Origin of the sequence: Neobacillus sp. WH10, assembly GCF_030123405.1 — a bacterium.
In the GTDB taxonomy this organism is placed as follows: domain Bacteria; phylum Bacillota; class Bacilli; order Bacillales; family Cytobacillaceae; genus Neobacillus.
Window position 1 is genome coordinate 411,913 of record NZ_CP126110.1, and the last position, 24,456, is coordinate 436,368.

Annotated in this window: 19 protein-coding genes, 2 tRNA genes and 1 pseudogene; 18 read left to right on the forward strand and 4 right to left on the reverse strand. The window is 39.4% G+C overall.

The genetic code is table 11. The features are described 5' to 3' along the window. The first annotated feature begins 13 nt into the window (after positions 1–13). From QNH20_RS02100 to tsaD, 6 genes are all read left to right on the forward strand, one after another. Positions 14–87: transfer RNA gene (locus QNH20_RS02100), tRNA-Met, on the forward strand. 3 nt (positions 88–90) lie between these two features. Beyond that, positions 91–167 (forward strand) — tRNA-Asp (locus QNH20_RS02105). 1,022 nt (positions 168–1,189) lie between these two features. Then, the gene (tsaE, locus tag QNH20_RS02110) at positions 1,190–1,645 is read left to right on the forward strand and encodes a tRNA (adenosine(37)-N6)-threonylcarbamoyltransferase complex ATPase subunit type 1 TsaE (protein WP_283921288.1); all 456 of its coding nucleotides are present in this window, start codon (positions 1,190–1,192) and stop codon (positions 1,643–1,645) included. Then, positions 1,642–2,349 (forward strand): tRNA (adenosine(37)-N6)-threonylcarbamoyltransferase complex dimerization subunit type 1 TsaB, encoded by a 708-nt coding sequence (gene tsaB / locus QNH20_RS02115; protein WP_283921289.1) that lies wholly within the window; start codon positions 1,642–1,644, stop codon positions 2,347–2,349. The genes tsaE and tsaB overlap by 4 nt, the downstream gene beginning before the upstream one ends. Before the next feature lie 12 nt (positions 2,350–2,361). Beyond that, positions 2,362–2,811 (forward strand): ribosomal protein S18-alanine N-acetyltransferase, encoded by a 450-nt coding sequence (rimI, locus tag QNH20_RS02120; protein ID WP_283921290.1) that lies wholly within the window; start codon positions 2,362–2,364, stop codon positions 2,809–2,811. Next, on the forward strand, positions 2,808–3,833 hold the full coding sequence (gene tsaD / locus QNH20_RS02125; RefSeq protein ID WP_283921291.1) for a tRNA (adenosine(37)-N6)-threonylcarbamoyltransferase complex transferase subunit TsaD: 1,026 nt from the start codon (positions 2,808–2,810) through the stop codon (positions 3,831–3,833). Before rimI ends, tsaD begins: the two co-directional genes overlap by 4 nt. A 548-nt stretch (positions 3,834–4,381) precedes the next feature. Here the strand turns inward: tsaD and QNH20_RS02130 are convergent. Then, positions 4,382–6,301, reverse strand: coding sequence for an ABC-F family ATP-binding cassette domain-containing protein (locus QNH20_RS02130; protein ID WP_283921292.1), 1,920 nt, complete (start codon positions 6,299–6,301; stop codon positions 4,382–4,384). Positions 6,302–6,480: 179 nt separating this feature from the next. Here QNH20_RS02130 and moaC point away from each other — a divergent pair, with 179 nt between their 5' ends. The 6 genes from moaC (at position 6,481) to QNH20_RS02160 (ending at position 11,374) form a co-directional block, all read left to right on the forward strand. Beyond that, complete coding sequence (moaC, locus tag QNH20_RS02135) at positions 6,481–6,978, forward strand: cyclic pyranopterin monophosphate synthase MoaC (protein WP_283921293.1); 498 nt, start codon at positions 6,481–6,483, stop codon at positions 6,976–6,978. Between the two features lie 36 nt (positions 6,979–7,014). Continuing rightward, on the forward strand, positions 7,015–7,668 hold the full coding sequence (locus QNH20_RS02140; RefSeq protein WP_283921294.1) for a redox-sensing transcriptional repressor Rex: 654 nt from the start codon (positions 7,015–7,017) through the stop codon (positions 7,666–7,668). Between the two features lie 115 nt (positions 7,669–7,783). Beyond that, a complete protein-coding gene (locus tag QNH20_RS02145) occupies positions 7,784–8,407 on the forward strand; it encodes a YhbD family protein (RefSeq protein ID WP_283921295.1) in 624 nt (207 codons plus the stop codon). Between the two features lie 12 nt (positions 8,408–8,419). Further along, a complete protein-coding gene (locus tag QNH20_RS02150; RefSeq protein WP_283921296.1) occupies positions 8,420–9,136 on the forward strand; it encodes a polymer-forming cytoskeletal protein in 717 nt (238 codons plus the stop codon). A 14-nt stretch (positions 9,137–9,150) separates the two neighbouring features. After that, positions 9,151–9,858 carry a cytoplasmic protein gene (locus QNH20_RS02155; protein WP_283921297.1) on the forward strand — a complete coding sequence of 236 codons (708 nt, stop codon included), beginning with the start codon at positions 9,151–9,153 and terminating at the stop codon, positions 9,856–9,858. Positions 9,859–9,868: 10 nt separating this feature from the next. Next, positions 9,869–11,374 carry an MDR family MFS transporter gene (locus QNH20_RS02160; protein WP_283921298.1) on the forward strand — a complete coding sequence of 502 codons (1,506 nt, stop codon included), beginning with the start codon at positions 9,869–9,871 and terminating at the stop codon, positions 11,372–11,374. A gap of 75 nt (positions 11,375–11,449) precedes the next feature. Here the strand turns inward: QNH20_RS02160 and QNH20_RS02165 are convergent, their stop codons facing one another. Together QNH20_RS02165 and QNH20_RS02170 are read right to left on the reverse strand one after the other, a co-directional pair. Beyond that, a complete protein-coding gene (locus QNH20_RS02165; protein ID WP_283921299.1) occupies positions 11,450–11,650 on the reverse strand; it encodes a YdiK family protein in 201 nt (66 codons plus the stop codon). Further along, positions 11,647–12,372: a CPBP family intramembrane glutamic endopeptidase gene (locus QNH20_RS02170; protein ID WP_283921300.1), complete on the reverse strand. Its 726-nt coding sequence runs from the start codon at positions 12,370–12,372 to the stop codon at positions 11,647–11,649. The genes QNH20_RS02165 and QNH20_RS02170 overlap by 4 nt, the downstream gene beginning before the upstream one ends. Positions 12,373–12,687: 315 nt before the next feature. On the opposite strand from QNH20_RS02170, the gene groES reads away from it, so the two are divergent. The 4 genes from groES to QNH20_RS02190 all read left to right on the forward strand — a co-directional run bounded on the left by groES (position 12,688) and on the right by QNH20_RS02190 (position 20,309). Continuing rightward, a complete protein-coding gene (groES, locus tag QNH20_RS02175; protein WP_283921301.1) occupies positions 12,688–12,975 on the forward strand; it encodes a co-chaperone GroES in 288 nt (95 codons plus the stop codon). A gap of 47 nt (positions 12,976–13,022) precedes the next feature. Continuing rightward, positions 13,023–14,654 carry a chaperonin GroEL gene (gene groL / locus QNH20_RS02180; RefSeq protein ID WP_283921302.1) on the forward strand — a complete coding sequence of 544 codons (1,632 nt, stop codon included), beginning with the start codon at positions 13,023–13,025 and terminating at the stop codon, positions 14,652–14,654. A gap of 503 nt (positions 14,655–15,157) precedes the next feature. Further along, complete coding sequence (locus QNH20_RS02185) at positions 15,158–18,169, forward strand: efflux RND transporter permease subunit (protein WP_283921303.1); 3,012 nt, start codon at positions 15,158–15,160, stop codon at positions 18,167–18,169. A gap of 754 nt (positions 18,170–18,923) precedes the next feature. Beyond that, positions 18,924–20,309, forward strand: a complete 1,386-nt coding sequence (locus tag QNH20_RS02190) for an amino acid permease (protein ID WP_283921304.1) — start codon at positions 18,924–18,926, stop codon at positions 20,307–20,309. A 316-nt stretch (positions 20,310–20,625) separates the two neighbouring features. On the opposite strand, the pseudogene QNH20_RS02195 reads toward QNH20_RS02190, so the two are convergent. Then, a pseudogene (locus QNH20_RS02195) lies at positions 20,626–20,781 on the reverse strand (site-specific integrase); the annotation flags it as partial. A 493-nt stretch (positions 20,782–21,274) separates the two neighbouring features. Here QNH20_RS02195 and ystJ point away from each other — a divergent pair. Both ystJ and dcuS read left to right on the forward strand, forming a co-directional pair. After that, a complete protein-coding gene (gene ystJ / locus QNH20_RS02200) occupies positions 21,275–22,468 on the forward strand; it encodes an NADP-dependent malic enzyme (protein WP_283921305.1) in 1,194 nt (397 codons plus the stop codon). Positions 22,469–22,860: 392 nt separating this feature from the next. Then, positions 22,861–24,456, forward strand: coding sequence for a DcuS/MalK family sensor histidine kinase (gene dcuS / locus QNH20_RS02205; RefSeq protein ID WP_283921306.1), 1,596 nt, complete (start codon positions 22,861–22,863; stop codon positions 24,454–24,456).

The following is a 24,456-nucleotide window of genomic DNA, read 5'->3' on the forward strand; positions in this document are numbered from 1 at the left end:
TATTTTCTATTATCGCGGGGTGGAGCAGTCTGGTAGCTCGTCGGGCTCATAACCCGAAGGTCGTAGGTTCAAATCCTGCCCCCGCAATATGGTCCGGTAGTTCAGTTGGTTAGAATGCCTGCCTGTCACGCAGGAGGTCGCGGGTTCGAGTCCCGTCCGGACCGCCATTTATAGGTTGTAAACAAGTCGAAACAAGGTTTCGTCTTTTTTTTATGCTCATTTAATTTTTAAGCTTTATTGTAATTAAACCAGTTATAAATATATCGGGTTTTCAGTCAAGTTACCATTATTAACGATTGAACCTAGTGATTTTGTTACGACACGGTCGGTTAGAAGCAGTATTAACAGGAAGGATAGTCCTCCATAAGCGGGATGAAGGCCAAATCAGTTGATAAATCAGGAAGAATAGTCCTTCATAAGCGGGATGAAGGTCAAATCAGTTGATAAATCAGGAAGAATAGTCCTTCATAAGCGGGATGAAGGCCAAATCAGTTGATAAATCAGGAAGAATAGTCCTTCATAAGCGGGATGAAGGTCAAATCAGTTGATAAATCAGGAAGAATAGTCCTTCATAAGCGGGATGAAGACCAAATCAGTTGATAAATCAGGAAGAATAGTCCTTCATAAGCGGGATGAAGGCCATATCAGATGATAAATCAGGAAGAATAGTCCTTCATAAGAGGGATGAAGGCCAAATCAGTTGAAAGCCCAGGAAGATTAGTTCTTCATAAGATGTAAATAGACCAAATCAGTTGGTATTGTATAACTTTTAGAGGTAAAACGCACTTCTTCGGCAAAAATGTTTATAGTCTTTATAAACGCCAAAACATTTAATTTTTCCATCAACTCGGTAATGACCATCATTTCTGTTTATACATGTTGTGCATTTTAAAAAGGAACTTTTTTGCTCATTAATAAAAAACAATGTAAACTACATATTGAATAGATATCCTTAGGAGACTTCCTAAGGTTTTTTTTGCACATAAATAAGGGTAAAATGAAGTTATAGGATTATTATGTTAAAGTATAAAGTGAAACTTCAATCAGTGGGGAGTTTTTCATTCCCCACTGATTGATAGTTGAACTAATCGGGCTTTTACGGGCAGTTGCCCCCATCTATCCTTTTTAGTTCTTTTAAATTCCTGAAGTGGGGTCTTACTGCCCGTTAATGCGGGATAAAGGTGATTGTATGAATCAATTTGAAATGAATACTACGAATTCTGAGGAAACGACTCAATTCGCAACAAGATTGGCTGAGTTTTTACAACCAGGTGATGTCATTGCCCTTGAGGGGGATTTAGGCGCAGGGAAAACAACCTTTACAAAAGGCTTAGCTAAGGGTTTGGAGATAAAGAAAACTGTTAATAGCCCAACATTTACAATCATCAAGGAGTATAAAGGCAGGCTGCCATTATATCATATGGATGTTTATCGGGTTGCTGATGCCTTTGAAGACCTGGGCTTTGATGAATACTTTGAAGGTGATGGAGTTACAGTAGTGGAATGGGCTCATTTAATTGAAGAGCAGCTCCCATCTGAACTATTAACGATTTATTTATATCATGAAGGTCAAGAACAACGGAAGATCGTTCTAGTACCAAAAGGAAATAGATATGAGCAATTATGTAAGGAGATTTTTAGATGACCATACTAGCGATCGATACTTCTAACAATCCATTAGGGGTAGCGCTTATAGATGATAATCAAGTACTAGGTGAATATAGTACTAATTTAAAAAAGAACCACTCCGTTCGAATTATGCCGGCTATACAGACATTAATGAAGGATTGTGAAAAGGAGCCTGCCGATTTAACGAAAATTATCGTTGCGAAGGGCCCAGGGTCATATACCGGTGTAAGAATTGGTGTTACGATTGCTAAAACATTAGCATGGACCCTTAATATACCTCTTGTTGGTATTTCTAGTCTAGAAATTTTGGCAGCGGGAACAGGAAGGTACTTTAACGGTTATGTGTCACCGTTATTCGACGCAAGAAGGGGACAAGTCTATACAGCCCTCTATCACTATCAGGACGGAAAGCTGACAGCTGTGGAACAGGATCAGTTGGTTATGTTAGCCGATTGGGCAGCAAAATTAACAGAAATGAGCAAGCCGATTTTGTTTGTCGGAAACGACTTGCCAATTCATAGTGCTAAAATTAAAGAATTATTAGGTTCACAAGCCATTTTTGCAAGCGTAACAGAGCACAATCCTCGTCCGGGTGAGCTTGCTTTACTAGGGAAGGATAAACCGGGAGAAGACGTGCACTCGTTTGTTCCAAATTATATACGTTTGGCTGAAGCGGAAGCGAAGTGGCTGGAAGCAAAAGGGAAAATCTTAAATGGATAGGAATAGAGAAAAATGGTAGATTCTTTTGTTTTTCGTTATATGAGGGATGAGGATATTGACCAAGTTTTAGAAGTGGAGCATGCTTCATTTACAACACCATGGAGCAAGGAAGCATTTTATAATGAAATACACAAAAACAAATTTGCTGTCTATATTGTTCTTGAGGAAGACAATAAAATCATCGGATATAGTGGGACATGGGTTGTGATGGATGAGGCCCACGTAACAAATGTGGCCATTTTACCTGGGTATAGAGGTAAAAAGCTGGGAGAGGCATTAATGAATAAATTAATGTCAGTGTCGAGGGAGATGGGAGCAAGAACCATGACCCTTGAAGTGAGGGTAACAAATGATGTAGCACAGTCCCTTTACCGTAAGCTAGGATTCCAAAACGGCGGAATCCGGAAAAATTATTATTCCGATAATCAGGAAGATGCACTAATAATGTGGGTGAACTTATGAAAAAAGATATATTGGTATTAGGAATTGAAACGAGCTGTGATGAAACGGCAGTCGCCATTATTAAAAATGGCCGCGAAATTACCGCGAATGTAGTGGCTTCACAAATTGAAAGTCATAAGCGCTTTGGCGGGGTTGTACCTGAAATTGCTTCGCGTCATCATGTCGAACAAATAACGCTTGTGATTGAAGAGGCATTGAATCAGGCAAATCTAACCTTTGCAGAGATCGATGCAATAGCAGTTACAGAAGGTCCAGGGTTAGTGGGGGCACTTTTAATAGGGGTAAATGCCGCGAAAGCACTTGCCTTTGCCCATAACAAACCACTTGTACCAGTTCACCATATCGCGGGTCATATTTATGCGAACAGACTGGTAACCGAATTAAAATTCCCTCTATTAGCATTAGTCGTTTCAGGCGGGCATACAGAGCTTGTTTATATGAAAGAGCATGGACACTTTGAAGTGATTGGAGAAACAAGAGATGACGCGGCAGGTGAAGCTTACGATAAAGTAGCTAGAACTTTAAATATGCCGTATCCCGGCGGACCACATATTGACCGTTTGGCACAGGAAGGAAGCCCGACGATTGATTTGCCTAGGGCTTGGCTTGAGGAAGGATCCTATGATTTTAGCTTTAGCGGGTTAAAATCAGCTGTAATCAATACGGTTCATAACGCAGAGCAGCGTGGCGAGTCAATTGCCCCGGAAGATCTGGCAGCCAGCTTTCAAGAAAGTGTGATTGAAGTTTTGGTGAAAAAGACGGAGAAAGCTGTAGCAGAGTATGGCGTAGAACAAGTATTAGTTGCTGGCGGTGTAGCTGCGAATAAGGGACTTAGAAAGGCTCTTGAAAAGACTTTTTCGGCAAATTCTAAGGTTGAATTAGTGATTCCTCCACTATCGTTATGTACCGATAATGCTGCGATGATTGCTGCGGCTGGAAGTGTCATGTTTGAAAAAGGAATCAGGGCTGACTTATCACTAAATGCGATACCAGGTCTCGATATTGAAATATATAATGAGTAACTCTTCTTTAGTAAGAAGAGTTTTTTTATTGAAAAGGAGCGGAACACCGCAAGAATGAATCATTAGAGTGAATTATAAACATTTTTTACTATGAAAAGGTAAAGCTTAGCTTTGCTCACACCGCCTTTATTATGTTGTTGTAATTCTTAAATTAATTCATTTCCATGATTAAGTTGGGTTAAGACTGATAATCGCTTTCTTGTGGATAAAATTTTTAAAAAATACAGTTAATAATCAATGAACTGTGGATAAGCCTGTGTATACTGTTGGTAATGTGGATAAAAACAGTATTTAATGTGGATAATGTGGAAAAGTGTAAAAAACTCTTAGAATATACCTTTTGAAATGTGAATAATGCTGTGGAAAAGTAGACATTTCGTAAAAATTGTTGAGATCATTTAAAAAACTTGTCGATATGTTCGTGAATTTTGTCGAAATTCCCCAGAAATTTGTAGATATTGCGCAATAACTTGTCGATTTCGCTCTAAAATTTGTTGATATCTATTTTAAAAAAAACCGGGCCATCACACATCAGCCCGGTTTCATCATTATTCAGCAAGCTCTGCCCATTCTTCCATCAATTGCTCAAGCTCTGCTTTAGCTTTTTCACTGTTTATGTTAATTTCGAGTACCTTTTCATGATCCTGAAAAATTTCCGGTTCACATAATTGCTGCTCATATTCTTGAATTTGTTCCTCGAGCTCTTCAATTCGTAACTCCATCTCTTCTAACTTTCTTTTCCGCTGCCGCTCAAGTTTTTTGCTTTCCTTATCCTGTTGATAATTATTTTTCTCTTGACCTTCCGTTTCAGAAGCTCTTTTAACAGAAGCTGCCAATGCTAGTGCTGCTAGTTCTTCCTGTTCCAATTTCTTTTCTAGATAGTAGTCATAATCCCCAAGATACTCTGCGCTGCCATGACGGCTCAGTTCCAAAACCTTCGTTGCGATACGGTTAATGAAATATCTGTCGTGTGAAACGAATAAAATTGTCCCGGGGTAATCAATAAGGGCATTCTCAAGAACTTCTTTGCTATCGAGATCAAGGTGGTTTGTGGGCTCGTCCAATATCAGCACATTTGCCTTCTCCAACATAAGCTTAGCAAGAGCCAGTCGTGCCTTTTCTCCACCGCTCAAGGTAGAAACAATTTTTAAAACGTCATCACCGGAAAAAAGGAAGTTACCTAAAACCGTTCGAATTTCTTTTTCACTTTTTAACGGGTAATCATCCCAGAGTTCATTCAAGACGCGCTTATTAGAGGTTAATTCGGCTTGTTCTTGGTCATAATAACCAATTGAAAGGTTTGTCCCATAAAGACAAGTACCGGCAAGTGCTGGAAGTTTTTTAATAATCGTTTTTAACAGTGTAGATTTACCGATTCCGTTTGGACCAACAAGGGCAATACTTTCACCTTTATAGGCACGAAATGAGATGGCCTCCGAAACCTTTTCCCCGTTGTAGCCAACCGCAAGTGAGTCTACTGTTAGAACGTCATTTCCACTTTGTTTTTCAATTTCAAACGAGAAGGTCGCAGACTTTTCATCCCCAAGCGGCCGATCCATGATTTCCATTCTTTCAAGCTTTTTCCGGCGGCTTTGGGCTCGTTTTGTTGTCGAAGCCCGCGCTAAATTTTTTTGGATAAAGTCCTGCAGATTAGCGACTTCCTGCTGCTGCTTTTCATAAAGCTTCATGTCACGTTCATAATTGGCCGCTTTTTGATCAAGGTAAGAACTATAATTGCCCATAAACCTCCCGATCTGTTTTCGGGAAACCTCATAGACCTGTGTAACAACTTTGTCTAAAAAATAACGGTCATGGGAAACAATTAAAATAGCGCCATCATAGCCCTGCAAATATTGTTCGAGCCATGAAAGGGTATCGATATCGAGATGGTTGGTAGGCTCGTCCAGAATTAAGATATCGGGTCTCGTTAACAGTAGCTTCCCTAAGGCGAGCCGGGTTTTTTGACCGCCGCTTAAACTGGAAATCATGAGGGAACTGTCGAGAAAGTTTAAACCATGCAGGACAGATCGAATCTCAGCTTCGTATTGATAACCTCCCTGTTCCTTAAATGTCACTTGGAGCTGATCATATTCTTTTATAATTCTCTCGTATTTTACAGCGTCTTCGAAAAGTCGAGGATCGGACATTTGCTCCTCAAGCTTGCGCAGTGATTTTTCCATCGAACGAAGCGGTTCGAAAACGGTTAGCATTTCATCCCAAATCGATAAATTGGACTCAAGGCCGGTATTTTGGGCTAAATAGCCGATGGTCACTTCTTTTGGCTTGATGATTTCACCGCCATCATGTGACAATTGGCCGGCAATAATTCTCAATAACGTCGATTTTCCTGCACCGTTACGGCCGACAAGGGCAACACGGTCCCTCGTTTGTAATTCTAGCTTTATATTCGATAAAATAAGGTCAGCACCATAATATTTTTGTAGTTGATTTACCTGCAACAAAATCATCTTAAATCACCTCTTACATATAAATAGTGTACCGTATAAAGGCAATGTCGGCAATAAAGCCCTCGACAGCCAAGAGTATAGGATTTCTACACTCAGACAAAAAATGTAATAATTAGTTCAAAGTTTCACACATGAAGGGAAAAATAGTGTATTATTTTTGGATAGGAGGATATTTTTTTATGGCAGAATTTACACATTTTAATGAAGAAGGCAGAGCAAAGATGGTCGATGTCAGCGAAAAACCCGAAACGGCACGGACAGCGCTTGCTCATTCCAGCATAACAGTCAGCAAAGAAATCTTTGAAAAAATAACCAATAATGAAATGAAAAAAGGCGATGTGTTAGCTGTGGCTCAGGTAGCAGCAGTCATGGCAGCTAAAAAGACATGGGATCTTATTCCGATGTGTCACCCGATTCCATTAACAGGGGTTAATATCTCTTTTTCATGGGAAAAGGGCCAACAGGAAGATTATCAATTACATATTGCTGCAGCGGTAAAGACGAAAGGGAATACGGGTGTGGAAATGGAAGCGTTAACAGCCGCTTCAGTCTGCGCTTTAACTGTCTATGATATGTGTAAAGCTGTGGATAAAGGCATGGTCATTGGACCGACCTATTTAGTTGAGAAAACAGGCGGAAAAAATGGTGACTTTAAGCGAACTGAACAGGTTAAATGATATTTAACTAAAACATTTAAAGGGGTGTGGGAGAATATGAGTAATGAAACGATGAAGATACCACAGGCGACAGCTAAACGGCTGCCCCTCTATTATCGGTTTTTAAAAAACCTGCATACTTCCGGCAAACAAAGGGTCTCATCAGCAGAATTAAGTGAAGCAGTAAAGGTAGACTCGGCAACGATTCGCCGCGATTTTTCCTATTTCGGTGCATTAGGGAAAAAGGGCTATGGATATAATGTTAATTACTTATTATCCTTTTTCCGTAAAACACTTGATCAGGATGAATTAACAAATGTTGCATTAATTGGGGTCGGAAATCTTGGTACTGCTTTTTTAAACTATAATTTTTTAAAAAATAATAACACAAAAATAGCTTGTGCTTTCGATGTAGATCCAGCAAAAATGGGAACCAAGATTCGCGAGGTTCCGATTTATCACATGGATGAATTGGAGAAGGTATTAATTGAGGAACAAATATCGGTTGTAATTCTAACGGTTCCGGCTTCTGTCGCTCAAATGATCACGGACCGGGTCGTGAATTCCAATGTAAAGGGGATCTTAAATTTTACCCCGGCACGGTTAAATGTTCCTTTATCGATTAGGGTTCATCACATTGACCTGGCAGTAGAGCTGCAATCATTGGTCTACTTTTTAAAGCATTATCCTACAGTGGAAATAGAAGAATAAAATTTGTATTGGCTTTTCACATAAATTGTGGAAAGTTTTTTTTTGGACTATTATCCACCTTTACAACGTAACAGTGTTATGTTACATTATAAAAACAGAAAGGGGTTTTTAACAAATGAGCGAGGAGTTAATTTCTAAAAAGGATTTATTGGATGTAGCCGGAATATCGTACGGACAGCTATATCGCTGGAAGCGAAAGGATCTTATTCCTGAGGAATGGTTTATTCGAAAATCAACGTTTACGGGTCAGGAGACATTTTTCCCTAAAGAAAAGATCTTAGAAAGAATCGATAAAATTCAAACAATGAAAGAGAATCTTTCCTTGGATGAACTGGCGGATATGTTTTCGCCTAATATAACAGAGTTACATTTGACTAACGATGAATTAGTAAAACGTAACATTGTTTCAAATGCAGTAATGGACTTATACCTGAAGACTGAAATGGGCGGTCAGCATTTTGAATTTTCGAGAATACTTGAAGTCTTTGTATTAGAAAAGCTCCTTCAGTCAGGAGAAATTAATCTGGATGAAGGGAAAATGCTGCTTCAGGTCTTAAAGGATAACAGGGGATTAATCAAACAAAAAAATGGGGAATTAGTGCTGACGAGAAAACTTGGGGTTTCATCGTGTTTTTTACTAATAAATGCGGAAGATGTTAAGTTTGAGCAAGGAACAAAAATTGTTGTTCAGCTTTCGCTTGTGAAATGTATGGAAGAGATTAAAGCGAACTTACTATAAAGGAGAATGTACATGGATACGAAAAAAAGGGGAGACCTGAATATTAATGGCTTTGGGTCAGCCAATGGCGGGCAATTTCACCAGGTAACTATCAATGGTAAAGGAACAGTTAATAGCGATATCGAGTGTGTTGTATTTGATTGTAATGGTTCAGGTACGGTCAATGGAAATGTCATGACGAATAAAGCAAAGGTTAACGGGAACGGAAAAATTAATGGGAATCTCGAATGTAATATGTTAACAGTGGATGGAACGGCGAAAATTGAAAATAACTTAAACGTAGAAAATTTAAAGGTGGCAGGAAAAGCCTCGATCGGTGGAAGGGTAAAAGCAGAGGAAATTAGTATTAAGGGGAGGCTTACAGTAGAAGGGGACTGTGAAGCCGATACATTTAAAGCAGAATCACAATTTATGATTGGCGGACTTTTAACTGCAGATCATGTGGATATTAAACTTTTTGGAGAATGTAAAGCTAAGGAAATAGGCGGACAAACGATCCTCATAAAACACAAACCAGCATTAATGGGATTATTTAAACATTTTATTCAAACACAGCTGGAAACGGAATTAATAGAAGGGGACAAAATTGAATTGGAAAATACAAAGGCAGCAGTTGTGCGAGGGAACCATATTACGATTGGGGCTAATTGTGAGATTGGACTGGTTGAATATACAGACGAACTTTCGGTAGATAAAAAAGCAGCTGTGAAAGATTCCAGAAAGGTTTAAAAGGGGGAACGGAAATGAAAAAGGGTCAAAATCTGACGATAAATGGTTCGGGCAACTACCCTGGCGGCAGTTATGATAAAGTAAGCATACGAGGGGATGGGACGATTAATAGTAATATAGAGTGCTCAATGTTTCATATATATGGAACGGGTGAGGCGTTGGAGAATGTGAAAACAGGATCTGTAAAAGTGCTCGGTGAGTCAGAGATAAAGGGGAATCTGGAGTCTAGTGACATGCTGGTGATGGGAACAATGGCAATCGATGGTAAAGCTGCTTTGGAAAAAATAAAGATTCTTGGCACGCTTGAGGTGGGAGAGCGGCTTAATGGCGAAGTGGCAACTATTAAGGGCAGTATTTCCGTGGGCGGCGACGTAGAATATGAGAAATTTGACTTAAGCGGCGGATTTGAAATTAAAGGTCTCCTGAATGCTGACACGATCACTATTGGATTGCGTTTTGGTGAAAGCACGGCAGAGGAAATTGGGGGAGAGAAAATCACGATTAAAAGAAAAACGTCGCTGCTTCCGTTTGTAAAGGAAGAGGGTTCACTTGTTGTGAAGGTGATTGAAGGAGATGAAATATTCCTTGAAAATACGAAGGCGGATATCGTCAGGGGAAACCTTGTCAAAATCGGTTCAGGCTGTCAAATTGGCCGGGTAGAATATTCGAATGATTTTATCCAGGATAAAAATTCAACAGTAAAAATGTCGGAAAAGATATAGAGGGGGATTTATGGTAGCGAAAGAAAGTAAATTAGGGTTGGTTGTTGCAGGGTTATTACTGAGTATTTTGATGGCTTCGATGGATAACACGATTGTTGTGACGGCAATGGGGACGATTGTCGGTGATCTTGGCGGGCTAGAGAACTTTGTATGGGTGGTTTCAGCCTATATGGTGGCGGAAATGGCGGGTATGCCAATTTTCGGTAAGTTATCCGATATGTATGGGAGAAAGAGGTTCTTTATTTTTGGATTAATAGTATTTATGGCAGGCTCTGCCTTGTGCGGTACCGCGGAAACTATCACCCAATTGAGCATCTACCGTGCGATTCAGGGGATAGGCGGTGGTGCGCTTGTGCCGATTGCATTTACCATTATGTTTGACTTATTTCCTCCAGAAAAACGCGGGAAAATGGGCGGTTTATTCGGCGCAGTTTTTGGCTTGTCGAGTATCTTTGGGCCGTTACTAGGGGCTTATATTACCGATCATATCAGCTGGCATTGGGTATTTTATATTAACTTACCGCTTGGGATTTTATCGTTGATTTTTATTGTCGCTTCTTACAAAGAATCACCAGTACACCAGAAGCAATCGATTGATTGGTGGGGAGCTGTGACCTTAATTGGAGCGGTTGTTTGTTTAATGTTTGCCCTTGAGCTTGGCGGACAGAAATATGCTTGGGACTCTAGTGTTATTTTAAGCTTATTCACCGGATTTGCAGCACTATTTCTACTCTTTTTATTCGTTGAGACAAAGGCGAAGGATCCAATCATTTCTTTTTCAATGTTTAAAAACCGACTGTTTGCTGGTAGTACGCTTGTTGGCTTGTTTTACGGGGCAGCGTTTATGGCAGCGACCGTGTATATCCCGATCTTTGTGCAAGGAGTTTATGGCGGTAGTGCTACCAATTCAGGGCTGATTTTATTGCCAATGATGTTTGGATCGGTAATTACAGCCCAGGTCGGCGGATTTTTGACAACCAAGATGAGCTATCGGAACATCATGTATGTATCGGGAGTTATTTTGATTGGCGGATTTTTGTTGTTAAGCACGATCACTCCGGATACTAGCAGGGCGTTGCTGACAATCTATATGGTTGTGGTTGGTTTAGGTGTTGGATTCTCATTTTCTGTCTTAAGTATGGCCGCGATTCATCCATTTGGCATGGAGCAAAGGGGCTCCGCTACCTCGACAAGCAACTTTATCCGCTCGTTGGGGATGACCATAGGGATTACGATTTTTGGAATGATCCAAAGGACTGATTTTAAAGAGGGGCTAGAAAAAGCCTTCTCGGGAATGGGACCAATGCCAAAGGGAGATTCACGTGAGTTTTTATCAGAGCAAGCAAGAGCTCAGATTCCTGCACCAATCCTAGAAAAAATCACAGACGCCCTTTCAAGCTCAATCGTCCACACCTTTACATGGGCACTAGTTCCAGCGGGCATAGCCTTCCTATTAATCTTTATCCTAGGAAAAGAACGGATGGTAATTAATAAAGGAGAAACTTTCAAACAATAACGCAGCCCCTGTGGCAATAGTTAAAAAGGTGTCAGGCACCATGTGAATTTTTCACATGGTGCCTGACACCTTTCTTTATTTTTTGATTTGGTTCTTATATTTAAAATGAAAGGCGATCATTTTTAGGCCTGAGCCAAAGTCAAAAGTCGCTAATAAGACGAGGAGATAGCTGAAAAAGCCCCAGCCGTTTTTTTGAACATCATCAATGGCAAAGAAAGTAAATACCCCGCCAAGCAGGAAATATATCAAACCGGAAAGCAAAGGTGAACGTCTCATAGAAATCCTCCGATAAAGTTTTGAATTGCCTCAGCCTCACGTCTTAATCTTTCAATATCATCTTTATAAACAGTCTGAACTAAGACAACCAAGGTATTCATAGTGACATGGGCAAAAATCGGTACAAGAATATGTTTGGTTTTGACATAGAGAAAAGCGAATGTAAAGCCCATGGCCGAATACAGTAAAATGTGCTGAAACTCCATATGTGCCGCTGCAAAGATGACCGAGCTGATCAGCGCTGAGATAAAGAAGTTAAAGCGCTTGTACATGGCGCCAAAAATAATTTTTCGAAACACAATTTCTTCTAAAATCGGCCCAATGATGCTGGTAACAATAACTGCCGCTGGCATTATTTCGATGATGTGAAGAATATTTTGCGTATTCTCAGAACCCATTTCAACGCCTAAGAGTGTTTCGATCATTGCGGCGAAAATTTGCGCAAAGTAAGCTAAAAACACACCTATAATGGCCCATATTACCGATTCACCGACAGAGGAACCGCCTCTTTTTTCAAAGCTTTGGGTGTTCATTTCTTTTCGTAAAATAAAAAGAATGATGAGTAAGGCAATCGAAAAACTGGCAATCAGCCAAACAGGAACAGCAAGACTTTGGCTGATTCCGAAAGATTTAAAGCTGAATAACAATATAGGAAGCCCGACAAGACTGGAGAGCTGCATAGCGATGTACACAATGATGACGATCCAATATTCCTTTTTCAAATTTCAATCTCCTTTTTAATACATTCAATATAACTTGACGATTAACATTCTAATTTTCAGGTCATTATTATTCATTTTACTCTTAAAACTGCTGTTGTTTCAATTTTGAACAACTTTTTTAAAATCAGGTATAGAAAGACATGTTTTTCGCATACTTTATAGGGTTGTAGAAAAGCAAAATTCTTTTGTAAAAAATTATACTTCATACTTGCAAAAGATTTTCAGATTCTTTATTATAATAATTGTGTTAGCACTCATTAATGGAGAGTGCTAATAATGACAGAATTACATACATTTTTGAGGAGGTTGTTTGATTTGTTAAGACCATTAGGTGATCGCATTGTCATTGAGCTTGTTGAATCAGAAGAAAAAACTGCAAGCGGTATCGTATTACCGGATTCAGCGAAGGAAAAGCCTCAGGAAGGAAAAGTTGTTGCCGTTGGTACTGGCCGCGTACTTGAAAGCGGAGAACGCGTAGCACTTGAAGTTGCTGTAGGCGACCGCATTATCTTCTCAAAATACGCTGGTACTGAAGTGAAATACGAAGGTACAGAATATTTACTTTTACGTGAAAACGATATCCTTGCTGTTATTGGTGAGTAGGGTTTTTTAAAAAATAGTTTAGAAAATACGAGGAGGTTTTTTGAACAATGGCTAAAGAGATTAAGTATAGTGAAGATGCGCGCCGCGCAATGCTACGTGGTGTTGATGCCCTAGCAGATACAGTAAAAGTTACTCTTGGACCTAAAGGACGCAACGTGGTTCTTGAGAAAAAATTTGGTTCACCGCTTATCACGAATGACGGTGTAACAATCGCAAAAGAAATCGAATTAGAAGATGCATTCGAAAACATGGGTGCTAAGCTTGTTGCTGAAGTAGCAAGCAAAACAAACGATGTTGCCGGTGACGGTACAACAACTGCAACTGTTCTTGCACAAGCGATGATCCGCGAAGGCTTAAAGAACGTTACAGCTGGTGCTAACCCAATGGGGATCCGTAAAGGGATTGAAAAGGCAGTCGCTGTTGCAGTTGAAGAATTAAAAACGATTTCTAAACAAATTGAAGGTAAAGAGTCAATCGCTCAAGTAGCTGCGATTTCTTCAGATGATAAAGAAGTTGGCCAATTAATTGCGGAAGCAATGGAGCGTGTTGGCAACGATGGTGTTATCACAATCGAAGAATCTAAAGGCTTCACAACTGAATTAGATGTTGTTGAAGGTATGCAATTCGACCGCGGCTACACTTCTGCTTACATGGTAACTAATACTGACAAAATGGAAGCTGTATTAGAAAATCCATATATCTTAATCACAGACAAGAAGATTTCTAGCATTCAAGAAATCCTTCCTGTACTTGAGCAAGTAGTACAACAAAGCAAGCCATTATTATTAATTGCTGAAGATGTTGAAGGTGAAGCACTTTCTACATTAGTAGTGAATAAGCTTCGTGGTACATTCAATGCTGTGGCTGTTAAAGCTCCTGGCTTCGGTGACCGCCGTAAAGCAATGCTTGAAGATATCGCTGCATTAACTGGCGGTGAAGTTATTACTGAAGAGCTTGGCCGTGAATTAAAAACTACTACAATCGATTCTTTAGGTCGCGCTACTAAAGTGGTTGTTACAAAAGAAAATACTACGATCGTTGAAGGTGCAGGAGAGACTTCTGAAATTCAAGCTCGTGTAAACCAAATCCGTGTTCAATTAGAAGAAACTACTTCTGAATTTGACCGTGAAAAATTGCAAGAGCGCTTAGCTAAATTAGCTGGCGGTGTAGCAGTTATCAAAGTTGGTGCTGCAACTGAAACAGAATTAAAAGAGCGTAAACTTCGTATCGAAGACGCATTGAACGCAACTCGTGCTGCTGTTGAAGAAGGTATCGTATCCGGTGGTGGTGTAGCCCTTCTTAACGTATACAGCAAAGTTGCTGCACTTCAAGAAGAAGGCGATATCGCTACAGGTATCAACATCGTATTACGTGCAATGGAAGAGCCAGTTCGCACAATCGCACAAAACGCTGGTCTTGAAGGATCTGTCATTGTTGACCGCTTAAAGCGCGAAGCAGTTGGCACAGGCTTCAACGCAGCAACTGGCGAGTGGGTAAACATGATCGAAGCTGGTATCGTTGACCCAACTAAAGTAACTCGTTCAGCTCTTCAAAATGCTGCATCTGTAGCTGCTATGTTCTTAACAACTGAAGCAGTTGTTGCTGACAAACCAGAACCAGCTGGTGCACCTATGATGCCTGATATGGGCGGCATGGGTGGAATGGGCGGCATGATGTAAGGCTTTTAAGCCTTGAGAAATAGTTAATGCTATTTTTCGCCCTTTCTGAGAAGTAGTCATGTAAAAAACTTATATCAATAGTAAAAACCACTTCCTAAAATTTAGGGAGTGGTTTTTTGTGTCGTTAAAATTTGCGTATCATTCGGGCTTACGGTTCTAAGACCTGGGACCTAGAAAAGGTTCATGCCAGGGGCTGTTACAGAAAAGTATGAAAACTTGTAAATTATAGAAGTGGAACTGCGTTAAAACAGACTGTAGATGTAGAATACGGTTTAGGAAGAAAAGTAGGTTTAATTAAAATGTGATTGGGAAGAGGTGAATATTGAATCCTATAACAAAATTGTATTGAAAAAAGATAAATAGTCATTTAGGATTGTACTTTTACATTATTTTTACAAAAAAACATCATTTTGTTAAAACGACCTTTACAATTTTAGGAAGAAATCTAGTAAAATAAAAAAGCGCCATGAATTAAAGATGAAAATAAAGGGGGATAATATTAAATGTCTTTACTTACAAAATGGGCCTTTAAAAATAAAGCGGCTTTAATAGTCGTTGTTATTTTATCGTTAGTAATGGGAGTTGTAAGTTACTTTACACTTCCCATGGAATTCTTGCCAGAAGCGGATAATCCACAAGTTACGGTGGTGACACTTGGGCAGGGATATGATTCGAAAACAATGGTGGATGAAGTCACTACACCAATTGAGAATGCCGTAACAGCTGTTAAAGGAAAAACCAATGTATATTCAACGACAGGTGATGGGTACTCACAGATCAACATTTCCTTCGATTCCAAAACAAAAATGAAGGAAGCAAAGGCTGAGGTTGAAGAAAATATCAATCAAATCAGCATGCCTGAAGGGGTGCAAAAGCCTAAAGTTGTTCAACTTAATACAAACCAAATTCCTATTGCTCAAGTTTCTTTAACATTTAGCAATGGATTAACAAAAGAAAATATGGAAAAGGCTGCAAAACAAATTGAGCCTAAATTTAAATCTTTAGATGGAATTGGCAGTGTTACTTTATATGGGAAAACAGACCCAAGAGTCGTAATCCAATTGGATAATGCGAAAATGGCAGCTGCCCATATCCCGCTTCAATCAGTGATGGGGGTTCTCCAAGGACAGAATTTGGCTGTATCTATTGGAGAAAAGCCGATTGATGGAAAAATGTCCAACTTGAAGGTTATTGGAAATATCAATAGTATAGAAGCAATCAATAATCTAACCATTCCGTTACCTATACCTAATGCACCAAAAGTAAAATTAGGCGATATTGCAACAGTGAAACAGGAATCGAATCAGGAAAGCATTACTCGTATAAATGGGAAAGAAGCTCTAGTTCTTGTAATAACAAAGGCTGCTAATGCAAGTGCTGTGACCGTTGGGAAAAAGATTACAGAAGAAGCCAAAAAAATCTCTAAAGAGGTTTCAGGTGCAAAGGCAGATGTTGTTTTTGCTACATCTGACATGGTTCAGCATTCAGTCAATAGCATGATGAAAGAAGTTTTAATGGGAGCACTTTTTGCAACAATCGTCATTGTTTTATTCTTAAGAAATATCCGTTCAACCTTCATTACGATTATTTCGATTCCACTTTCATTAGGAATTACCCTATTTTTATTATGGAAATCAGGAATCACCCTAAACATTTTGACCCTTGGCGGGGTTGCTGTAGCAGTTGGCCGTTTAGTAGATGATAGTATCGTAGTGATTGAGAACATTTTTAGAAAAACACAAGAAAAAGAGTTTAATAAAGCTACTGTTCTAGAGGCAGTAAAAGAAGTGGCGACAGCTATTACTTCTTCAACGCTCACAACGGTCGCGGTTTTCTTGCCTATGGGATTAATTCAGGGTTCTCTTAGAAGCTTTATTTATCCATTTGCATTAACCATCACCTATTCATTGCTTGCTTCACTTGTAGTAGCATTAACGGTTGTTCCATTAATGAGTTTAGGTATGCTGAAAAAAGCAAAGCTGCCTGCACATAAGCAGCCAGTGCGGTATATGAAAGTATTAAGATGGTCCCTTAACCATAAATTCATTCCTATCTTGCTAGCTGTTATCTTCTTTGTAGGATCCATTGGCCTTTATTTTGCCATGCCAAAGGGAGCCATTGATGCTAAAAATGCAGAAAATGTAGTGATTCAATTAACATTCCCAAGTCAAACCCCAATAGATACAGTCAAAAACAGGGCAATTGAATTTGAAAAGAAAGTCCAAGACCTTGATGGATATAAATATCTCATCACTCAAGCTGGAACAAATTCAGATGCAGCAGCATGGGGTCAGGTAAGCAACCCGACTGAAGCAACATATACAGTAATCATGAAAGATGGCGCTGATGCGGACAAATTTATGAAAGGCGTTAAAAAACTCAAAAATGAGTTTTCAGAGGCGGACCTTTCTGTTTCAGCAGGTTCTATGATGGGATCTTTTTCAAGCTCTGAAATTACCCTAGACCTTGTTGGTAAAAAGACTCCAGATCTAATTGATGCATCCAATAAGGTAATGGATAGTATCAAGGGAATTAAAGGGGTAAACAAGGTTACAAGCAACCAAGAAGAAACAAAACCTGTTTATACGATAAAAGTTGATTCAAATGTGACAAATACACAGCAGATAGCGACACAACTTCATGCTCTAATGAATCAAACACCAATTGGAACAGTGAAAATAAACGAGAAAGACACTGTAGTGTACCTGAATGCAGGCTTTAATCCAACATCAAAGGCGGATTTAGAAAACAGTAAAATCATGACTGAAACAGGTGTTGTTTCACTTAGCACTATTGCATCTATTGATAAAAGTGAACAATCAAGTACGATTCTTCATAAAGATGGCGATCAATACTTGCGTGTAAGTGCTCTTGTAGATTCTGATAAACTTTCAGTCGTATCGGACAAAATTAATAAAGCTACAAAAGACCTTAAGCTGCCTAAAGGAGTTAAGCTTGCCACAGGCGGGGCAACAGACCAACAATCAAGCGACTTTGCTGACTTAGGATTAACCATGCTGGCATCCATTGGCCTCGTATATTTGATAATGGTTATTACCTTCAAAAACTTACGGACACCAATTGCAATCTTAATGACTTTACCGCTTGCTTCCATTGGAGCGATTTTAGGATTGTTAATTACAGGTGTATCCATTGACCCTACCGCATTGTTTGGAGCATTAATGCTCATCGGAATTGTTGTTACTAACGCTATTGTCCTAATTGACAGGGTTAAACAAAATGAGGAACATATGATCATAAGAGAAGCGATTATTGAGGGTGCAGCAACCCGGATAAGACCAATCTTAATGACAGCAGTAGCTACAATTTGTGCGATGCTGCCAATTCTATTTGGTGATCCAGAAACAGGATCCCTTGTGTCAAAAGGTTTAGCAGTCGTTGTAATTGGCGGTCTAACAGTGGCAACCCTGCTGACATTAGTCATCGTACCAGTGTTCTATGAGCTACTTTATTTTAGAAAATCTAAAAAGCAAAGATTAAGTAGGGATAAATAACAAAATATGAAGGGACTATTGGTTTTTCCCAATCGTCCCTTTTTCTGATAAACTTATGCTATTTCACGCAGTTAAATAAAAAGAACACAATCGCCAACAAATTTCAAAGAAATTTATTATTATGATACGCCTTTAGGTGCTGAGCTATCGAAACTACATCAAGAACTACATATCGTATTGGATAAAAGAGTATGGAATTACTTAAAAGCTATGACCTAGAATCTCTTGAGCTTGTGGCTGAATTTATAGAGAAACTTGCTCAGTTGAGGTAAACACTAAATATTTCAGTCAATTAGATTCATTGAAATATTGCGGCTTAACCATATGTTTTCAATAATTAATCCCTTGAAATAACGTTAACGATGTTACAAAACAGTTTGTCAAAAACCTTGATTTACCGCACTTTTTGCACACACCATTAAAGATATTACACACTCTCAGCTTACGGGCGACATGATGTAATAACGCTCCATGTGGCCGTAAAGGAGCTTCCTAAGGGGGTATTGTGCGAAATAGAAGCAATCGCTGTAAAATAGTAAGGTGAAATTTTTGAAAAGTTTGTCTCCTGAAAATGAAAGTGGTTGAAACAAAATAGGCAGCCCTACCTACACCTCCGTCATTCAGCCTTTTGGGACGTCTACCTATAGGATCCTCTTTCAGTCCGTCTTACCTGATTTTCTTTTATTGAAGATCCAAATTTGCTTTATTAATCATTTGTTTGAAACAATGCAAAACAAATTGGAGAGTGGAAAATATGGGGGAAACCCAAGAATTGAAAAGAAGCCTCAAAAACAGGCATATCCAGTTGATCGCTCTTGGAGGAGCAATCGGGACAGGTTTGTTTTATGGCTCGGCATCAACCATCGGGCTTGTGGGACCGGCGGTAATGTTATCGTATGCACTCGGCGGATTTTTTATTTTCCTTGTTATGCGCTGCATGGGTGAAATGACTGTACATACACCTGTTTCCGGTGCGTTTAGTGCGTTTGCTTATAAATATTGGGGAGACATGGCAGGATTTATTTCCGGCTGGAACTATTGGTTCTGTTATGTAGCTGTATCGATGGCTGAAATAACGGCGGTGGGGATTTATGTCAACTATTGGTTCCCTGATATTCCGCAGTGGGTTTCCGGATTTGTAATGTTCCTGATTATTACCGGAATAAACCTAATTGGAGTAAAAGCTTTTGGCGAAATAGAATTTTGGGGAGCCATTATTAAGGTTTTAGCCGTTATTGTTATGATTCTTTTCGGCCTTGCGATCATTTTCTTCGGCTTTGGACATGGCGGAGAAGCGATTGGGTTTTCGAATCTGTGGGAACACGGAGGATTCCTGCCAAAGGGATTTAAAGGATTAATGCTGTCCTTGGTAGTCGTAACCTTTGCGTTTGGCGGTGTCGAGCTGATTGGTATTACTGCCGGCGAAGCGGAAAACCCTGATAAAACGATTCCAAAAGCCATCAATCAGGTGCTTTACCGCATCCTTATTTTCTATGTTGGTTCCATGCTTGTATTGGTAACTTTATTCCCTTGGGATAAAGTAGGCTTAAAGGGAAGTCCTTTCGTAATGATTTTTGAACAGTTGGGAATTCCAGCTGCTGCATCCATTCTAAATATTATCGTACTTACTGCAACATTTTCTGCTTATAACAGCTGCTTGTATAGTAATGCCCGCATGCTTTTTGGACTTGCAGAACAAGGCAACGCACCGAAATTCTTGAAAAAGGTTGGAAAAACAGGCGTTCCTGCTTATTGCGTATTATTCTCATCAGGTATTGTCGGTATAGCAGTTATTTTAAACGCCTATTTACCAGGACAAGTATTTGGGATTGTCATGTCTATTGCAGTTCTAGCCATTATTATTAACTGGATTATGATTCTAATCACTCATAATAAGTTTAGAAGAATCATTGGCCCTAGTGAAGCAGGGCTATTAAAGTTTAAAATGCCTTTCTACCCGATTTCCAATTATGTAACATTGGCCTATTTGGGATTGCTGATCGTATTAATGTGGTTCCTGCCGGATTTCCGCGTATCGCTTTACCTTGCTCCAGTTTGGTTAGGAATTCTAGTTGTGGCCTATAAAATTAAGCGCGGCAAAGGAATGAACAATAGCGAATATCTTAAGGAAGCTAATTAGTCACCTTTGGCGGGGCCAAGGGGACGGTTTGGGTGAAGCCATAAGAACCGTCCCCTTGTGGATTCTGCTTGATATAGCTAACATTTTGCTAACGCAATCATATGAAAAACAGTAAATTCCCGTTAAAGATGTTACAGCAGGAATTTAACAAAATCTTGATGTACTGCACTTTTCGTATAAATCGTTAACGATATTACACACTCTCAGCTTACGGGCGGCATGATGTAATTAGGGTTTTAACCTTGTTATATCAACATCTAAAATGATAATATGCTTTTCTTGTCCTCGTTTTGACAAGCCGGTATAAAAGTGCTATTTAATAGAGAAGGTCTTTCATCAGTTTGCTAAACTGTTGGGAGGCCTTTTTTTCCATATTGGCGGTTATATGAGCGTAGATATACATTGTTATATTAATATCCGTAGATCCTAGCCGCTGTTGTATTTCTTTAATCCCGACTCCAGCTTCAGATAATGCTTTTCGAAAAATCATTCTTCCACAAGCATGATACCATCCATATAATTTTTGCTGTATTTCTCGTTTAATTCCTAGATCCTTTCCTCATACATTTTCTTAGTTATGCAGCTTATAGGATACGGCCCCCAAACACTAATAAAAAGTTTCATTTCCTTTTTTCTGGCTCTTACGCTGCTAATCTTCACGCCATATGTTTTAAGCTAGTCATGGAAAGGCTTTGGTGAAGATATTACCATGCTTGAAAAAACTTATGTTTTTTTTAATTACAAAAAAGCTTTTATTAATTAAATATTCTATTAAAGTAGTCTGATAATTTATATGATTGGGTTCTATTTATTGTATTTTCAAGGTAAAACGTTTTCAAAGTGGGTAAGTAGTTTTCTTCTAAGGATGATGGTGAAATGAGCGCAATAACATGGAAGGCTTTAAATAAAGCTTTGAAACAATTTTTGGATCGAAAGTAATATTTCTTGAAAAGGGAGAGGCAATCATGAAAACATTGCGTGACAAAGCGTTACAAATGCACCGAGATAAACTAGGGAAATTAGAAGTGAAAGCAAAGGTAGAGATTAAAAATGCATATGACCTGAGCCTAGCGTACTCACCTGGTGTTGCGGAGCCTTGTAAGGAAATCTTTGAAGATCGAAATAGAGTATATGATTACACGATGAAAGGCAACACCATTGCCGTCGTGTCAGATGGTTCAGCGGTATTAGGGCTTGGGAATATTGGACCGGAAGCAGCGATGCCAGTAATGGAGGGCAAAGCAGCTTTATTTAAGAATTTTGCTAACGTAGATGCATTCCCTGTTTGTTTAAATACACAGGATGTTGAAGAAATAATTGAAACAGTAAAGCGTCTTGAACCAACATTTGGTGGGGTAAATTTAGAGGATATTTCAGCTCCAAGATGCTTTGAAATAGAAGAACGCTTGAAAAAAGAAACAAATATCCCTATTTTCCATGATGACCAACATGGTACAGCAATTGTAACTGTTGCCGGATTAGTAAATGCTCTTAAACTAGTAGATAAGAAAATGGACGAAATCAAAGTCGTAATAAATGGTGCGGGTGCTGCGGGTGTAGCAATTGCTCAATTGCTAAATCGTTTTGGTGTGTATGATGTCATTCTATGTGATACAAAAGGTGCAATTTATGAAAATCGTAAATATGGAATGAATCCAATTAAAGAAAAGATTGCTAGACAGACGAACCGCAACAATGCAGAGGGAAGCTTAGAGGAAGTAATTGTCGGCGCAGATGTTTTTGTTGGTGTATCTGTTGCAGGTGCAATTACAAAGGAAATGATTTTAACAATGAGAAGGGATGCGATTATTTTTGCTATGGCGAACCCTGTTCCAGAAATTATGCCAGATGAGGCAAAAGCTGCAGGAGCAAAAGTAATAGGAACAGGACGTTCTGATTTTCCAAATCAGGTCAATAATGTGCTTGCTTTTCCAGGAATTTTTCGGGGGGCTCTAGATGTTCAAGCAACAGAAATAAATGAAGAAATGAAAAAGGCTGCAGTATACGCCATTTCTTCGCTCATTTCAGAAGTACAACTATCAGAAGACTATGTAATACCTAACCCTTTTGATGACCGAGTAGCATCTGAGGTAGCAAAAGCTGTTGCAAATGCGGCCGTAGAAACAGGTGTAGCGAGGAAATCCTTTGTAACCGTGTAACAAAAGTGAATTTAGGTGACAGGCATCATAAACGGACAAATGTCTTTCTAGGGTGTCTGTTGCCCCTGACCAAGGTGCGCTAGCTTACCCCCTTGCTTTTGCTGGCGGGTCAGGCTACTATTTTGAGGGCTAATTCAACGTCTTGCTCTTGATCCAGGTACTTGCTGGAACGATGATAGGTTCTTATATTAGGGCCAAATTTACCAACAATGTTCCTCTGCCAATTTTAAAAAGTGCAATGGTTCTCACCCCAATTTTGGCGGGTGCCATTTTGCTATTCGATGATTTATGATAAAGGCTGCTTAAAGCTCTTTTATGAGCTTAGCGGTCTTTTGTAATTTTATGCATAAGTCTTATACATACTATTATTATGATTATATCTGGAGGAGATTATGAAGAAAGGCAAACTAAGTTTACAAGCCATTATTATTATATTTGTATGCATTGTCGTCGCTTTATCACTTGGAATAACTGATTTAATAATAAGCAAAAGAATTACCGCCAGTGTGGAAGAGACACAGAAAGAAAAAGCCTTAAATGTTGCAAAAATGATTTCCATTAGCCCGCAAGTGATAGGAGCTTTTGAAGGGAAAGTTAACAAGAAAGAAGTACAAATTTTAACTAATCAACTAAAAGAAAAAACCGATGTTAACTTCGTTGTCGTTATGGATATGAAAGGAATTCGACTTTCCCACCCAGATCCCAGTAAAGTAGGGGAGCACTTCAGTGGAGGAGATGAAGGGCCAGTTCTTAAAGGAAAGGAGTATGTTTCCATTTCAAAGGGAACTCTCGGTCGATCCATGCGGGCATTTACTCCAATAAAGAATTCATATGGAAAACAAGTAGGTGCGGTTGCTGTAGGAATTTCTTTAGAAAACGTTACAAAGGCGGTACATAAAGGACGGATGGGGATCGTTATTGGGACGTTAATCGGAACCGTAATAGGTGTAATCGGTGCAGTGGGGCTGGCAAAATACATCAAAATAACCCTTTTAGGGCTTGAGCCATTTGCTATTGCTAAGCTGCTTGAAGAACGTAGTTCCATGCTTCAGTCTGTGCGTGAGGGAATAATAGCCATCGACCAAGAAGGGAAAATCACACTTGTAAACAGGGCAGCCAGTAAGCTATTTAAGCGAGCCGGGCTTGGAAAGAACCCTATGGGTATGAATATTGAAGCTTATTTGCCTGAGACACGGTTAACTCGCATTATAAAATCGGGTGAAACCGAATTGGATCAAGAACAAAACTTGAATGGGGTATCCATTTTAGTAAACAGGGTTCCGGTGGTTGTGGAAAATGAGCCGGTGGGAGCAATCGCTACATTCCGTGATAAAACCGAAGTCCGATTGCTGGCCGAACAGCTCACAGGTGTGCGTAACTATGCGGATGCTCTCCGTGCCCAGGCACATGAATTCATGAACAAACTTCATGTCATCCTTGGCCTAGTTCGAACTGAACAATATGATACACTTGCTAACTATGTGAGTGAAACGGTTAACCACCGGGAAATAGAAATGGGCTTTGTAACGAAGAAAATTAAAGATCCTGTTCTTGCTGGATTTTTAATTGGCAAACTAAGCTTTGCCAGAGAATCAGGTGCTTCTCTATCTTTTGATTGTGTAAGTAAACTTCCCAAGCCTGCCAACTCGGAAATCACACATGAGCTGATAACAATCATTGGAAATCTCTTCGATAACGCAATGGAGGCAATTGCGGACAGTCCAAACAAAAAAGTCGGCCTTAAACTTGATTATGCAGAGGATATTTTAACAATCGAGGTTAAAGACACAGGGATGGGAATGACGAATTCACTTCAAAACAAAATATTGGATAAAGGATTCTCTACGAAAGGAGAAAACCGCGGGTTCGGGTTATATCTTTTGGTACAGGCAATTGAAAGACTAGAAGGGGACCTGATTATTTCGTCCAAGCCTGGAAAGGGAACAAATTTTGCCGTGTATATACCTTATAAAGCAGAGGATGAATAG

What these genes read in the sequence shown, in the direction of transcription:
- groL (WP_283921302.1), top strand. Translation starts at nt 13,023, where the DNA reads ATGGCTAAAGAGATTAAGTATAGTGAAGATGCGCGCCGCGCAATGCTA.
- QNH20_RS02150 (WP_283921296.1), top strand. Translation starts at nt 8,420, where the DNA reads ATGGATACGAAAAAAAGGGGAGACCTGAATATTAATGGCTTTGGGTCA.
- QNH20_RS02185 (WP_283921303.1), top strand. Translation starts at nt 15,158, where the DNA reads ATGTCTTTACTTACAAAATGGGCCTTTAAAAATAAAGCGGCTTTAATA.
- ystJ (WP_283921305.1), top strand. Translation starts at nt 21,275, where the DNA reads ATGAAAACATTGCGTGACAAAGCGTTACAAATGCACCGAGATAAACTA.
- moaC (WP_283921293.1), top strand. Translation starts at nt 6,481, where the DNA reads ATGGCAGAATTTACACATTTTAATGAAGAAGGCAGAGCAAAGATGGTC.
- tsaD (WP_283921291.1), top strand. Translation starts at nt 2,808, where the DNA reads ATGAAAAAAGATATATTGGTATTAGGAATTGAAACGAGCTGTGATGAA.
- tsaE (WP_283921288.1), top strand. Translation starts at nt 1,190, where the DNA reads ATGAATCAATTTGAAATGAATACTACGAATTCTGAGGAAACGACTCAA.
- dcuS (WP_283921306.1), top strand. Translation starts at nt 22,861, where the DNA reads ATGAAGAAAGGCAAACTAAGTTTACAAGCCATTATTATTATATTTGTA.
- QNH20_RS02155 (WP_283921297.1), top strand. Translation starts at nt 9,151, where the DNA reads ATGAAAAAGGGTCAAAATCTGACGATAAATGGTTCGGGCAACTACCCT.
- QNH20_RS02190 (WP_283921304.1), top strand. Translation starts at nt 18,924, where the DNA reads ATGGGGGAAACCCAAGAATTGAAAAGAAGCCTCAAAAACAGGCATATC.
- QNH20_RS02160 (WP_283921298.1), top strand. Translation starts at nt 9,869, where the DNA reads ATGGTAGCGAAAGAAAGTAAATTAGGGTTGGTTGTTGCAGGGTTATTA.
- QNH20_RS02130 (WP_283921292.1), bottom strand. Translation starts at nt 6,301, where the DNA reads ATGATTTTGTTGCAGGTAAATCAACTACAAAAATATTATGGTGCTGAC.
- QNH20_RS02165 (WP_283921299.1), bottom strand. Translation starts at nt 11,650, where the DNA reads ATGAGACGTTCACCTTTGCTTTCCGGTTTGATATATTTCCTGCTTGGC.
- QNH20_RS02145 (WP_283921295.1), top strand. Translation starts at nt 7,784, where the DNA reads ATGAGCGAGGAGTTAATTTCTAAAAAGGATTTATTGGATGTAGCCGGA.
- tsaB (WP_283921289.1), top strand. Translation starts at nt 1,642, where the DNA reads ATGACCATACTAGCGATCGATACTTCTAACAATCCATTAGGGGTAGCG.
- rimI (WP_283921290.1), top strand. Translation starts at nt 2,362, where the DNA reads ATGGTAGATTCTTTTGTTTTTCGTTATATGAGGGATGAGGATATTGAC.
- QNH20_RS02140 (WP_283921294.1), top strand. Translation starts at nt 7,015, where the DNA reads ATGAGTAATGAAACGATGAAGATACCACAGGCGACAGCTAAACGGCTG.